Origin of the sequence: Enterobacter roggenkampii (genome assembly GCF_001729805.1) — a bacterium.
GTDB lineage: Bacteria > Pseudomonadota > Gammaproteobacteria > Enterobacterales > Enterobacteriaceae > Enterobacter > Enterobacter roggenkampii.
In genome coordinates, this window is the sequence record NZ_CP017184.1 from 1,497,983 (window position 1) to 1,511,909 (window position 13,927).

The window sequence follows — 13,927 nt, forward strand, 5'->3', positions numbered from 1 at the left end:
TGTTGAAAAGAATTTCGTGCGCATTCTTTCGTGAATTACGGCGCTATGCAATGGGAAAGGTGAAAGAAAGAGAGTTTTATTTAGATCTTTTCCGTCTTTTGTTCTGCCCGTTGCGCAATGCGTTTCGCCATTCCCCGGAAGATAAACAGGTGGGCAGGGATCATCAACAGCCAGTAGAACAGACCCGGCATTCCGTGCGGATGCCACCAGGCGCGCACGTCCAGTTCACGATGATCGCCTTTGTCTTTCAGGGTAAAGCAGAGTCGGCCCAGCCCCGGGGCTTTCATGCCGAACAACAGCGCCAGCTGTTTTTCCGGTTCGACGATGATCACCTTCCAGCTGTCGACTGCGTCGCCCACCTCAAGATACGGGCGTGCCGGGCGGCCTTTCGCCAGCCGGTGGCCCACCAGCAGGTCCATCGCCCCGCGCGTTTGCCAGAGGAGATTACCGAAGAAATACCGTTCTTTGCCGCCAATCTGGTTCACCACCTCCCAGAGCGCGGCCAGGCTCGCGGAGGTTTTCACCGTGCAGCCCGCCTGTTTCGGGTAATAACCATACTCTGGCCGCCAGCGGGCAAAGGCCTGGGCGTCGTAGCCCCAGTCGCTGGAGTTCACCAGCTGTTCTTCTTCCTTCAGCGTATTGCGCACGGCATCGTCAAAGCGGATCAGATCCTGAGGAATTAAGGCGCGCAGCGCGCGATCGTCGGCCAGCAGATCGTGCTTCAGCCCCTGGATCAGCGCTTTGGCGGTCGTCGGCGGCACCGAGGTGATGACATTCAAAAACCACACCGAAATCCAGCGCGTCGGGAAGGGAATGGGGATCAGCCAGCGGCGGCGGCCGCTGACGCGCATGAAATGTTCGAACTGCGCCTGATAGCTCAGCACTTCCGGGCCTGCCGCTTCCAGCACGCGATGTTTCTCCGCCGGGTGATCCAGCAGGGCCACCAGATAATGCAGGAGGTTCTCCAGCGCAATCGGCGTGGTGCGCGAACGGACCCAGCGCGGCGGCGTGAGTACCGGCAGGTTGTAGACCATATCGCGCATCACTTCGAAGGCGGCAGACCCCGCGCCGACGATGATCCCGGCGCGCAGTTCGGTGACGGGGATATTGGCCCCCCGCAGGATGTCCGCCGTCAGCTGGCGGGCGCGCAGGTGATCGGACTGCTCGCGTTCAGGTGCCTGAAGTGAACTGAGAAAAATCACCTGCTTCACCGGGCTTTGCAGCAGGGCATCGCGGACGTTCATCGCTACCTGACGCTCGTGGGCGATAAAATCTCCGCCTTCGCCCATGCTGTGTACCAGGTAGTAAAGCGTGTCGACCCCTTCCAGCAGCGCGGGAAGCGCCTTTGGCCAGTTGAGGTCAACGTTATGACAGGTAATGCCCGGCAAACCGAGTTTTTGCAGGCGTTCGGTATTGCGTGCCGCAGCCAGCACCTGGTGCCCCTGCTGGCTTAACGCCGCGGTGAGATGCTGACCAATATACCCGCTGGCGCCGAGCACCAGAATGCGTTGCGGCACGTGATGCTCCTTATCGCTGTAAAAACGCCTGCCAGTGTTTTACCACGTCGGCCAGCTGCTCGCGGTTGACGTCGAGATGCATGACCAGACGCACCACAGGTGAGGCGTTGATCAGCACGCCACGTGCTTTCATGAACTCGCCAAGCGCAGCGGCGTGGTCATCGCCCACGCGGACGAACAGCATGTTGGTGTCGTGGCGCATCACGTCGGCGCCAATTTCACGCAGCTGCGCCGCCATCCACGCGGCGTTGTCGTGATCGTCCTTCAGGCGCGCCACGTTGTTTTTCAGGGCATACAGCCCGGCAGCCGCCAGAATACCCGCCTGGCGCATGCCGCCGCCGGTCATTTTACGCCAGCGGTTGGCGCGCTTGATGTAGTCCGCATTGCCCACCAGCAGGGAACCCACTGGGGTGCCCAGCCCTTTAGAGAGGCAGATGGTGAACGAGTCGCAATATTGCGTAATCTCTTTCAGCGCGCAGCCGTACGCCACCACGGCGTTGAAGATGCGCGCGCCGTCCACGTGCAGGCCGAGCCCGCGCTCGCGGGTAAACTCCCACGCCGTCTTCAGGTATTCGCGCGGCAGGACCTTGCCGTTGTGGGTGTTTTCGAGGCTGAGCAGCCGGGTGCGGGCAAAATGAATATCATCGGCTTTGATTTTCGCCGCGACTTTATCAAGGGGCAGGCTGCCGTCCGGCGCAGCGTCAATCGGCTGCGGCTGAATGCTGCCGAGCACCGCGGCACCGCCCGCTTCGTAGAGATAGTTATGCGCGCCCTGGCCGACGATATACTCTTCACCGCGCTCGCAGTGGCTGAGCAGCGCCACCAGGTTGGCCTGCGTGCCGGTGGGCAGGAACAGGGCGGCCTCTTTTCCGCTCAGCGCTGCGGCATAACGCTGCAGTTCGTTGACCGTCGGGTCATCGCCGTAGACGTCGTCCCCGACCGGGGCGGCCATCATCTCTTCGAGCATGGCGCGACTCGGGCGGGTAACGGTATCACTGCGTAAATCAATCATGGCATGTCCTTATATTTAAAAAGGCGATGCCAGATGTTTTACCTGAGCCAGTTGGTTTTTGCCAGTTCGATCACCTCGTCACCACGCCCGCTGATGATGGCGCGCAGCATGTACAGGCTAAAGCCTTTGGCCTGCTCCAGCTTGATCTGTGGCGGGATGGCCAGCTCCTCTTTGGCGACGACCACATCCACCAGTACCGGGCCGTCGATGGAGAAGGCGCGCTGCAGGGCTTCATCCACCTCAGAGGCTTTCTCCACGCGAATGCCGGTAATGCCGCAGGCCTCGGCGATGCGGGCAAAGTTGGTGTCGTGCAGCTCGGTGCCGTCCGTCAGATAGCCGCCTGCCTTCATCTCCATCGCCACGAAGCCCAGCACGCTGTTGTTGAAGACCACGATTTTCAGCGGAAGCTTCATCTGCACCACCGACAGGAAATCACCCATCAGCATGCTGAACCCGCCGTCGCCGCACATCGCCACCACCTGACGCTCCGGCGCCGTCGCTTTTGCGCCCAGCGCCTGCGGCATGGCGTTAGCCATCGAGCCGTGGTTGAACGAGCCGAGCAGTCGGCGTTTGCCGTTCATTTTCAGGTAGCGTGCCGCCCAGACGGTTGGCGTGCCGACGTCGCAGGTAAAAATGGCATCGTCGTCCGCGAAATGGCTGATCTGCTGCGCCAGATACTGCGGGTGAATGGCTTTGTCGCTCGGTTTGGCGAGGTCGTCCAGACCCTTGCGGGCATCGCGATAGTCGCTTAGCGCTTTATCGAGGAACTTGCGATCGGTTTTCTCTTCCAGCAGCGGCAGCAGGGCGGCAAGGGTGGATTTGATGTCGCCCACCAGCGCCATATCGACCTTGCTGTGCGCGCCGATGCTGGCCGGGTTGATATCAATCTGAATGATTTTGGCATCCGTCGGGTAAAACGCGCGGTACGGGAACTGGGTGCCGAGCAGGATCAGCGTGTCGGCGTTCATCATGGTGTGGAAGCCACTGGAAAAACCGATCAGCCCGGTCATGCCTACATCGTAGGGGTTATCGTATTCGACGTGCTCTTTGCCGCGCAGGGCGTGGACAATCGGGGCTTTCAGCTTTCCGGCAAATTCCAGCAGCTCCTTGTGCGCGCCCGCGCAGCCGCTGCCGCACATCAGGGCGATATTGCTGGCGTAACGCAGCAGCTGCGCCAGTTTTTTCAGCTCCTCCTCGGCTGGCGTTACCACCGGCTGCGGCGCGTGATACCAGTGGGTGCTGGCTCCTTCCGGCGCGGCCTTGAGCGCCACGTCGCCCGGGATGACGACCACGGACACGCCGCGATTCAGCACGGCCTTGCGCATGGCGATCGCCAGAACCTGCGGGATCTGCTCCGGGGATGAAACCAGTTCGCAATAGTGGCTGCATTCACGGAACAGCTCCTGCGGATGCGTCTCCTGAAAATAGCCGCTGCCGATTTCGGACGAGGGGATGTGGGCGGCAATCGCCAGCACCGGAACGTGATTGCGGTGGCAGTCGAAAAGGCCGTTGATCAGGTGCAGGTTACCCGGCCCGCAGGATCCGGCGCAGACGGCCAGCTCACCCGTAAGCTGTGCTTCAGCGCCTGCGGCAAACGCGGCAACCTCTTCATGGCGGGTCGGCATCCATTCAATGGTCTTCATCTTGTTGAGGCTGTCGCTGAGTCCGTTGAGGGAATCGCCAGTGACGCCCCAGATACGTTTTACGCCAGCCTGTTCGAGCGTTTTCGCTATATATGCAGCCACGGTTTGTTTCATGGTTGTCCGTCTCCTTTTTGTGATAACGCTTACAAGCTTAGAAGAAAGTCTCCGTATTGCCCGTCACATCCCCCAATTAAAAGGTGCTTTTCACGGGCAACGCTTCGGCATAATCTGATGATACCTCAGTGAAAACAGGAATCATTTCAAATGGTTAAATCATTGTTAATTGCTGTTAATGAAAAGCTATCGTGCGACGATCTTGGCAAACTCTTGTTACGACTTGCCGTCGGTGGGCTGATGCTCTTTCACGGTTTGCATAAGCTGTTTGGCGGGGTGGGCTTTATCAGCGGCATGCTGGTGGAGAAAGGGCTGCCGGGGTTTATTGCCTACGGCGTGTTGATTGGCGAAGTGGTGGCGCCGATCCTGATTATTGTCGGGCTCTTTACGCGCCCGGCCGCGCTGGTGCTGGCGTTAACGATGATCGTGGCGTGGCTGATGGTGGGATTGGATGAGACATTCGCGCTCGACAAGGTCGGGGCATGGGCGATTGAAAGCCTGGTGTACTTCTTTATCGGCTCGCTGGCGGTGGCGTTTTTAGGGGCAGGGCGGTTTGCGCTGGGGAAAACACCTGCGTGGCGGTAGGGGTTGGAATCTGTTCCGAGGGAAGGGGTCTACGGACCCTTTTTTATTGGTGAGTTTTAAGTTGTTGATTTCACAACGGTGAATTGTTGGTGGGGAAAAAAGGGTTTACGGAGAATTTTAGGGGGATTTCTTTATATCACAAGAAGATAGGTGTAGATTGTTCCAGTTCACTGCCGTACAGGCAGCTTAGAAATGTGCCCACTGACACCATCACTCACAGCGGTGGTTCACTGCCGTACAGGCAGCTTAGAAATTGACGGTCTGGCCCAGGGCATCCGTCAGGGTGTTCACTGCCGTACAGGCAGCTTAGAAATGGTGAGCTGCGGCGAACTGTTGGAGCTGGTTGTTCACTGCCGTACAGGCAGCTTAGAAAAGCAACAACAGCTAGACATCAAAATCACACCTGTTCACTGCCGTACAGGCAGCTTAGAAACGCACGGTCACGCAGCCAGCGGATATCCCATAGTTCACTGCCGTACAGGCAGCTTAGAAACTTATCACGCGCCGCCCCCAACCCTTCTAACGGTTCACTGCCGTACAGGCAGCTTAGAAACTCGGCAGATATTACTCTGCCCGACAAGGAAATGTTCACTGCCGTACAGGCAGCTTAGAAACGCCGACGTCGCCGTCGTTCTGACGATGATGGAGTTCACTGCCGTACAGGCAGCTTAGAAAATATTCATCACCAGCTAAGCATGGGTAATAATGTTCACTGCCGTACAGGCAGCTTAGAAAACCCTGGCATCGGGCCAGAAAATGACAAAAGAGTTCACTGCCGTACAGGCAGCTTAGAAATTCGCAAAGGAGTGCAGTCATGAGCAAATCACGTTCACTGCCGTACAGGCAGCTTAGAAAAAAACCAGCGGCGTAACACCTGCAACCGTAAAGTTCACTGCCGTACAGGCAGCTTAGAAACAGTTTGCGAGGGGAAACGCCTTTGACCTCTGGTTCACTGCCGTACAGGCAGCTTAGAAAATTTGACTTGCTGGATGTTAGTTACGCTGCACGTTCACTGCCGTACAGGCAGCTTAGAAATCCTGCTCCTTCACCTGCTGGGCAGTGATGTTGTTCACTGCCGTACAGGCAGCTTAGAAATGCCGGGGTCTTTCCGTTTTACCTTTCAGCGCGTTCACTGCCGTACAGGCAGCTTAGAAATAAGCCCGTCCCGTGTCCGTTTATGCTCCAGTGTTCACTGCCGTACAGGCAGCTTAGAAAGATATCCATATCAATAGGCAGGGCTGACAACCGTTCACTGCCGTACAGGCAGCTTAGAAAGGTTGCCCAGCAGCAGCGAAGGGATATCAACGGTTCACTGCCGTACAGGCAGCTTAGAAATGAGAGCGAGAAAAGCAAGATTGAGAGCTACGGTTCACTGCCGTACAGGCAGCTTAGAAAGCACTTCAGCCGGTTAAGCGTCGGTGGTTAGGGTCCAATGCCGAACAGGCAGTAGGCACAACGTAGGCCGGGTAAACGCAGTGCCACCCGGCAAAAAAGCCCGGTGGCGCTGACGCTTACCGGGCCTACGAACGAGCGTTTATTGTTTATGCGAGGACCAGATCGCCCTGCGGATGGCACGAGCATGCCAGCACGTAACCCTCGGCAATTTCCGCGTCGGACAGCGTCATGGTGCTGGTGACGGTGTACTCCCCGGAAACCACCTTTGTTTTACAGCAGCCGCACACCCCGGCACGGCAGGCCGCCGCCACCGGCACGTTGTTGCTTTCCAGCGCCTCCAGCAGAGACGTGCCCACGCGGCCAAAGAAGGTCTGCGCAGGCTGCAGTTTGGTGAACTGAATCCCGCTGGTTGCCGCTTCCGCCACCGGCGTGAAGAACTGCTCTTTGAAGAAACGGGTCACGCCGAGCGCTTTCACGTCTTCTTCCACGATAGCCATGTACGGCGCCGGGCCGCAGGTCATCACGGTGCGGTTCGCGATATCCGGCACGCTTTGCAGCAGCTCGCGGCTCAGGCGACCGGGCACAAAACCGTGCGTCGCGTTGTGCTCAGCCACCAGCGTCACCGGATAATCACGCCACTCCTCGGCAAAAATGACATCGTCCGGAGAGCGCACGCTGAAGATCGCCTGCACGTCGGCCTGCGGGCGGTTTTTTGCCAGCCAGCGGCGCATCGACATAATCGGCGTTACGCCACAGCCTGCCGCCAGCAGCAGGAATTTATCGTCCGCTTTGTCGTCACAGATGAAATCCCCCTGCGCGTCGGAGAGCCAGATATAATCCCCGCGCTTCACGTCACGGGTCAGCCACTGCGAGCCCGCGCCGTCATCAATGCGGCGGACGGTGAGCGTGATGTATTCGCTGACGCCCGGCGTGGAGGAGAGGGTGTAGGCGCGCAGGGTGTCCGCCGAATGGCGAACGCTAACCAGCGCATACTGACCTGCTCGGTACGGATAGTAGTCGTGGCACAGCAGCGACAGCGTCCACACATCCGGCGTCTCCTGATGGATGTGATGCACCTGCATCCGCCACGGGCATTGTGAGGTTGGCATGGTCATAAATTACTCCTTACGCGCTCAACAGCTGCTTCATATCATCTTCAACGTTGGTCACGGAACGCAGGCCGAATTTCTCGTTCAGCACGGCCAGCAGGTCCGGCGTCAGGAAGCCTGGCGCTGTCGGGCCGGTCACGATGTTGGTCACGCCCAGAGAGAGCAGGGTCAGCAGGATGACAATCGCTTTCTGCTCAAACCAGGAGAGCACCAGCGAGAGCGGCAGATCGTTCACGCCGCAGCCCAGTTTTTCCGCCAGGGTAACGGCAAGAATAATGGCCGAGTAAGCATCGTTACACTGGCCCGCATCGATCAGGCGCGGCAGGCCTTCGATGTTGCCGAAGTCCAGCTTGTTGAAACGGTATTTACCGCACGCCAGGGTCAGGATCAGGCAGTCTTCCGGCACGCGGGTGGCGAAATCGGTGAAGTAGTTACGCTCGCCGCGCGCGCCGTCGCAGCCGCCGACGAGGAATATGTGGCGCAGCTTTTCGCGGCTGACGAGATCGATCAGCGAATCGGCGGCACCGAGCAGGGTTTCACGACCGAAGCCGACGGTGATCAGATGCGGGATCTCACTGTACGGGAAGCCTGCCATCTGCTGCGCTTGCGCTATCACCGGTCCGAAATCGTCACCTTCAAGATGGCTCACGCCCGGCCAGCCGACGATGCTGCGGGTCCAGATGCGGTCGTCATACGCGCCCACGGTCGGGTCGATGATGCAGTTAGAGGTCATCACGATAGGACCGGGGAAGCGGGCAAATTCCACCTGCTGGTTCTGCCAGCCGCTGCCGTAGTTACCGATCAGGTGCTTGAATTTACGCAGCTCCGGATAGCCGTGCGCTGGCAGCATTTCACCGTGGGTATAGACGTTAACGCCGGTGCCTTCGGTTTGCTTCAGCAGGTTGTAGAGATCTTTCAGGTCATGACCGGAGATCAGGATGCATTTGCCCTCGGTCGCTTTGACGTTGACCTGCGTCGGCGTCGGGTGGCCGTAGGTGCCGGTTTCACCCGCGTCCAGAATGCTCATCACGCGGAAGTTCATCTGGCCGATTTCCATTGAGCATTCCAGCAGCGCGTTCATATCGGCAGGCCAGGTGCCCAGCCACGCCATGATTTTATGGTACTGGGCGTAGATGTCGTTATCGTACTGGCCGAGCACGTGCGCGTGTTCCATATAGGCCGCAGCGCCTTTCAGGCCGTACAGGCACAGCAGGCGCAGGCCGAGAATGTTCTCGCCAATCGCTGCTTTGTCTTTGTTTGGGGTGAATTCGGCCGCCTGACGCTGCAGATCGCCGAGATCGTCGCTCACCAGCTGGAGTTCAGACATCGGGTTTTCCACGCGGGCGTTAGCATCCGCCTTCAGGCACTGCGCTTTTAGCGCTTCACGCAGGGCAATGGCTTCGCGGGCATAGCCGACAATGCGCGGAGAGTCGAAGTTAACGTTGGTCAGCGTGGAGAAGAAGGCGCGCGGGGCGAAGCTGTCGACGTAGTGGTCGATGATGCCATATTCGCGGGCTTTGAACGCCCATGCGGAAAGGCCTTGCAGGGCGGCAATCAGCAGGTCCTGCAGGTCAGATGTTTCTGCGGTTTTGCCGCACATACCCTGTGCGTAAGAGCAGCCATTGCCTGCCGGGGTACGGATGGTTTGTTCACATTGCACACAAAACATAATCACACCTGTTAAAGTTATATTTGATATACATGTTTAAGGTTATGCCTGTGCCAGAACGGAGAAAAGGGCTTTCTGCTACAAAATAGAGGGAGATTGATTTAGCGCAATTTTGGCGGCAGGCACCCTACCGCCAAAGAGGTATCAGGCCGAGAAGACGGCCATCAGAACCGGAACCAGCAGGCTTAAAATAAAGCCGTGAACGATGGCGGCGGGCACCATCTCCAGCCCGCCAGAGCGTTGTAACACTGGCAGGGTAAAGTCCATCGACGTCGCGCCGCACAGGCCCAGCGCGGTAGAGCGGCTGCGGCGAACCAGCCCCGGGATCAGCATAATGGCGAGCAGCTCGCGCGCCAGATCGTTAAAGAAGGCGGCACTGCCGATGACCGGGCCAAAGGATTCGGTCAGCAGGATACCGGAGAGGGAATACCAGCCAAAGCCTGACGCCATCGCCAGACCGGTTTTCAGCGGCAGGTCGAGAATAAAAGCGTTAATCACGCCCGCCACCATGGAACTGGCGACCACAATGACCGCAACCATCATTCCCCGACGGTTTAAAACAATTTGCTTCAGCGTCATGCCATTATTTCGCAGCTGGATACCGATCAGGAACAGCAGGAAAATTAGCGTATATTCACTGGCCTCTGTCGCGTGCTGTAAAAATGCCCAGCCGGTCAACCCAAGAAGAAAACCGATCACCACGACGCCGCACAGTTTTAATGATTCCAGCGCCATCGCAATTCGGGAAGGCAGTTTTTCCTGATGATGATGGTTTTTCCACGGAACGGTGCGCTCAAGCCAGAATAATGCGGCGATATTACACAGCAAAATAACCACCACGGTGACCACAGAATAATGCAGGATGGAAAGCAGATTCGTCGCCAGATTATCCAGGAAGGCCAGGCTGATCCCCATAAAGAAAAGAATGACGTAAACAATCCAGCTGAGAAAACGGTTGATAAGCCGTAATGCGGATTCTCTGTGCAGCGGGATGAGATAGCCCACAATCAGGGGCAGCAGAATAATGAGGAGTCCTGAAAACATGAACAGCCGGTCCTTTTGAGTATCTGTTGAGCGCCAGAGACACTACCCAATAAAGGCTGTTCAGTAAAGCGGCAATAAAAAAGCCGGGTGGCGGCTGCGCCTTACCCGGCCTACAAGTGCACACTCACGTAGGTCGGGTAAGCGTTAGCGCCACCCGACACCGCGCGCAATTAATCGCGTTTTTCCAGCAGGGTGCGGTACAGCACGCCACCCAGGATACCGCCGATAATCGGCATCACCCAGAACAGCCAGAGCTGCTCAAGCGCCCAGCCGCCCTGGAAGATGGCGACGGCGGTGCTGCGTGCCGGGTTAACGGAGGTGTTGGTAACCGGAATGGAGATCAGGTGGATAAGCGTCAGTGCCAGACCAATGGCAATCGGCGCGAAACCGGCTGGCGCGTGTTTGTCGGTTGCGCCGTGGATCACCAGCAGGAAACCTGCGGTCAGCACAATTTCAATCACGATGGCAGACAGCATGGAATAACCGCCCGGAGAATGCTCGCCGAAGCCGTTAGAGGCGAAGCCGCTGGCCGCCGCGTCGAAGCCAGCTTTACCGCTGGCAATGACGTACAGAACGCCCGCTGCGATAATACCGCCCACCACCTGAGCGACAATATAACCAATTACCTCTTTCGCCGGAAAACGACCGCCGGCCCATAAACCTAATGTCACTGCCGGGTTAAAATGACCGCCGGAAATATGCCCCACGGCAAAGGCCATGGTTAATACGGTTAAACCAAATGCCAGCGCGACGCCGACAAAACCGATACCTAATTCCGGGAATGCTGCTGCCAGAACGGCGCTACCGCAGCCACCAAATACCAGCCAGAATGTACCAAAGCATTCTGCTGCCAATTTTCTAAACATAACCACCTCAAATAATTTTCCGCACGCTTTCCCGCGCGCGGGATATATCGCCATAAAGGGATGACGACTCAAAGAGTCCGTATTTTAGAAACCAATAACACCCCTTCGCCACTTAAATAAATTCGATTAATTTGATTTAAGGCAATGTGATGTCAATCCTTGTTCAAATCAGCGGTAAATAGAGCATAGACCAATTCTCGTCAGGGTGAATGTTGTGCTGTCGTGACAGGGCGCCTCCCGCTATACTGCTGATAACTTAAAGGAAAAAGTGAACATTGCGCGGGGGATTTATGCTTCTCGAACGTGTGGAAATTGTCGGGTTTCGCGGTATTAACCGCCTGTCGCTGCAGCTGGAACAGAACAACGTCCTGATCGGCGAGAACGCCTGGGGTAAGTCCAGCCTGCTGGATGCGCTGACGTTACTGCTTTCGCCCGAAGACGATCTGTATCACTTCGTTCGCGACGATTTCTGGTTCCCCCCCGGCGACGTGACGGGGCGCGAGAAGCACCTGCATATTATCCTGACGTTCCGCGAGTCCGAGCCCGGACGTCATCGCGTGCGTCGCTTCCGCCCGCTGTCACCCTGCTGGGTACCGTGCGATGACGGTTTCCACCGCATATTCTACCGGCTGGAAGGGGAGATGGCGGAAAACGAGGGCGTGTTGACCCTGCGTGATTTTCTTGATGAGAAGGCCAGCCCGATCCCGCTGGACAATATCGACGATCTGGCCCGCCACCTGATCCGCCTGACGCCGGTGCTGCGCCTGCGCGACGCGCGTTTTATGCGGCGCATCCGTAACGGTACCGTACCGAATATGCCGGAAGTGGAAGTCACCGCCCGCGAGCTGGATTTTCTGGCGAGAGAGCTGGTGTCGCGTCCGCAGAATCTGACCGACGGTCAAATTCGTCAGGGGTTGTCCGCAATGGTACAGCTGCTGGAGCACTATTTTTCCGAGCAGGGAACGTCGGAGTCGCGCCATCGCCTGATGCGCCGCCGCTCTCATGACGAACAGCGCAGCTGGCGCTACCTCGATATCATTAACCGGATGATCGACCGGCCCGGTGGTCGTACCCATCGGGTGATTTTGCTGGGGCTGTTTTCAACGCTTCTGCAGGCGAAGGGCACCGTGCGTCTTGACCGGGACGCCCGGCCGCTGCTGCTGGTGGAAGACCCGGAAACGCGCCTGCATCCCATCATGCTCTCCGTGGCATGGCATCTGCTGAACCTGCTGCCGCTCCAGCGCGTTACGACCACCAATTCCGGCGAATTATTATCGCTGACGCCGGTCGAGCACGTCTGTCGTCTGGTGCGTGAATCTTCCCGCGTCTCCGCCTACCGGTTAGGTCCGGGTGGATTGAACGCGGAAGACGGGCGGCGCATCGCGTTTCATATTCGCTTTAACCGCGCGTCGTCGCTCTTTGCCCGCTGCTGGCTGCTGGTGGAAGGAGAGACGGAAACCTGGGTCATCAACGAACTGGCGCGCCAGTGCGGCCACCATTTTGATGCGGAAGGCATCAAGGTGATTGAATTCGCCCAGTCGGGACTCAAGCCGCTGATAAAATTTGCCCGCCGGATGGGGATCGAGTGGCACGTTCTGGTCGACGGTGATGAGGCGGGCAAAAAATATGCCTCGACCGTGCGTAGCCTGCTGAATAACGAGCGCGAGGAAGAGCGCGACCATTTAACCATGCTGCCCGCGATGGACATGGAACACTTTATGTATCGTCAGGGGTTCGACGACGTATTCCACCGAATTGCCATGGTGCCGGTCGATGTCCCGATGAACATGCGGCGCGTGATCGCCAAAGCTATTCGTCGTTCTTCAAAACCGGATTTAGCCATTGAAGTGGCGACGGAAGCGGGGAGACGGGGCGTGGAGGCGGTGCCGACCCTGCTGCGGAAGATGTTTTCCCGCGTGCTGTGGCTGGCACGCGGGAGAGCGGATTAACGTTGAGTCGCCTGGTTCACCTGCTGAATCAGGCTGTCCAGCAGCGCGTAGCGGCGGCGATATTCGGAGCGTTTTTTGCTCGCAATCTCTTCCATCGGTTTACGCGGCATGACGAGTGGCAGCATGAAGTTGCCGCTATCCTGCTTTTCGCCGCCGATGGAGATCCAGAAACTGTCGTAATCGGCCAACAGTTTCCCCTCTTTTTTCTTGCGGTAGCGCCAGCTGCGATAAATATGGGTGTCATTACTGACGGCGACAATCTGTTCTACCTGGAAGGCGGTGCCGAGGGTCATGGCGGCTTCGACCAGCAGGCGTTTCGGGAACAGACCATGGCAGGCCTTCGTCGCACCCTGGATCAGCTCATGGGGAACGTGGGCTTTTGCGCCCTGCAGGCCGCCGATAAACAGCGTCGATTTTCCCTCAAACTGGCACAGGGTGAAGGTCATCTCGGCCAGCACCGTATTCTGGTGGTCGCAGAAGGCGAGGGTGGCTTCCCCTTCTTTATCCAGAAACGCATCGGCGCACAGGCGGACGGTAAATTGCTCTTCATCTTTACCGGTTAAGGTGAGCAGCGTGAAGCCCTTTTTCGACAGATAACCCGAGAGCAGCGATGCCGGCATATGGCGGCTCATCGTTTGATAGTGCCAGTTAAGGGACTCAAGGGCCTGCTGGCGATCCATATTCACCGTCAGCCAGGGGCGATGCAGACGGCACGGCAGTCCTGGCTGCACCTGCAGCATTTGCATCAGGCTCGGCTGTTTTGCAAGGCTCGTCAACAGGCGAGCGGTACTTACAGGCGTCGCCAGCGAACGTAGCATGAATTTACGTCGATAGGCGGGGTTTTGCCACGCCAGCCCTGGCGTGAGCTTACCGGAAGCCAGATGACTGAAGAGCTGCCAACCCGATGCAGGCTGTGGCAGGTTTGAAAAAGGTGTATCGACGATGGAAGACATGTTAGATCCTGCTTCTTGATGAAGATCTCCATTTCAGCAGGCGGACTTTCAACGTCTCGTAAACAAATTGT

10 protein-coding genes and 1 CRISPR repeat array are annotated in these 13,927 nt (G+C 57.7%); of the genes, 2 read left to right on the forward strand and 8 right to left on the reverse strand.

Annotation, left to right across the window (positions count from 1 at the left end; all coding sequences use genetic code 11):
* Nucleotides 1-80 precede the first annotated feature (80 nt).
* The 3 genes from BFV67_RS06960 to poxB are packed head-to-tail and all read right to left on the reverse strand — an operon-like array spanning nucleotide 81 to nucleotide 4,286.
* The gene (locus BFV67_RS06960) at nucleotides 81-1,517 is read right to left on the reverse strand and encodes an SDR family oxidoreductase (protein WP_069598052.1); all 1,437 of its coding nucleotides are present in this window, start codon (nucleotides 1,515-1,517) and stop codon (nucleotides 81-83) included.
* A gap of 10 nt (nucleotides 1,518-1,527) precedes the next feature.
* A complete protein-coding gene (ltaE, locus tag BFV67_RS06965; protein ID WP_069598053.1) occupies nucleotides 1,528-2,529 on the reverse strand; it encodes a low-specificity L-threonine aldolase in 1,002 nt (333 codons plus the stop codon).
* Between the two features lie 38 nt (nucleotides 2,530-2,567).
* Nucleotides 2,568-4,286 (reverse strand): ubiquinone-dependent pyruvate dehydrogenase, encoded by a 1,719-nt coding sequence (gene poxB / locus BFV67_RS06970; protein WP_023343670.1) that lies wholly within the window; start codon nucleotides 4,284-4,286, stop codon nucleotides 2,568-2,570.
* A 150-nt stretch (nucleotides 4,287-4,436) separates the two neighbouring features.
* Between poxB and BFV67_RS06975 the strand changes: the two genes are divergently transcribed.
* Complete coding sequence (locus tag BFV67_RS06975) at nucleotides 4,437-4,871, forward strand: DoxX family protein (RefSeq protein WP_069598054.1); 435 nt, start codon at nucleotides 4,437-4,439, stop codon at nucleotides 4,869-4,871.
* Nucleotides 4,872-5,036: 165 nt separating this feature from the next.
* Nucleotides 5,037-6,266: direct repeats of the CRISPR family, unit length 28 nt; unit sequence GTTCACTGCCGTACAGGCAGCTTAGAAA.
* A gap of 146 nt (nucleotides 6,267-6,412) precedes the next feature.
* Here the strand turns inward: BFV67_RS06975 and hcr are convergent.
* The 4 genes from hcr to aqpZ form a co-directional block, all read right to left on the reverse strand.
* Nucleotides 6,413-7,381 (reverse strand): NADH oxidoreductase, encoded by a 969-nt coding sequence (gene hcr / locus BFV67_RS06980; protein ID WP_069598055.1) that lies wholly within the window; start codon nucleotides 7,379-7,381, stop codon nucleotides 6,413-6,415.
* 10 nt (nucleotides 7,382-7,391) lie between these two features.
* Entirely contained in the window at nucleotides 7,392-9,044 is a 1,653-nt protein-coding gene (gene hcp, locus BFV67_RS06985) for a hydroxylamine reductase (RefSeq protein WP_045334111.1), read from the reverse strand.
* Between the two features lie 144 nt (nucleotides 9,045-9,188).
* Nucleotides 9,189-10,088, reverse strand: a complete 900-nt coding sequence (locus BFV67_RS06990; protein WP_045405999.1) for a LysO family transporter — start codon at nucleotides 10,086-10,088, stop codon at nucleotides 9,189-9,191.
* 170 nt (nucleotides 10,089-10,258) lie between these two features.
* The gene (aqpZ, locus tag BFV67_RS06995) at nucleotides 10,259-10,954 is read right to left on the reverse strand and encodes an aquaporin Z (protein ID WP_008499998.1); all 696 of its coding nucleotides are present in this window, start codon (nucleotides 10,952-10,954) and stop codon (nucleotides 10,259-10,261) included.
* A gap of 290 nt (nucleotides 10,955-11,244) precedes the next feature.
* Here aqpZ and BFV67_RS07000 point away from each other — a divergent pair, with 290 nt between their 5' ends.
* Nucleotides 11,245-12,903 (forward strand): ATP-dependent endonuclease, encoded by a 1,659-nt coding sequence (locus BFV67_RS07000; RefSeq protein WP_069598056.1) that lies wholly within the window; start codon nucleotides 11,245-11,247, stop codon nucleotides 12,901-12,903.
* On the opposite strand, the gene BFV67_RS07005 is transcribed toward BFV67_RS07000, so the two are convergent.
* Nucleotides 12,900-13,856: a VirK/YbjX family protein gene (locus tag BFV67_RS07005; RefSeq protein WP_069598057.1), complete on the reverse strand. Its 957-nt coding sequence runs from the start codon at nucleotides 13,854-13,856 to the stop codon at nucleotides 12,900-12,902. The genes BFV67_RS07000 and BFV67_RS07005 overlap by 4 nt on opposite strands.
* Nucleotides 13,857-13,927 lie beyond the last annotated feature (71 nt).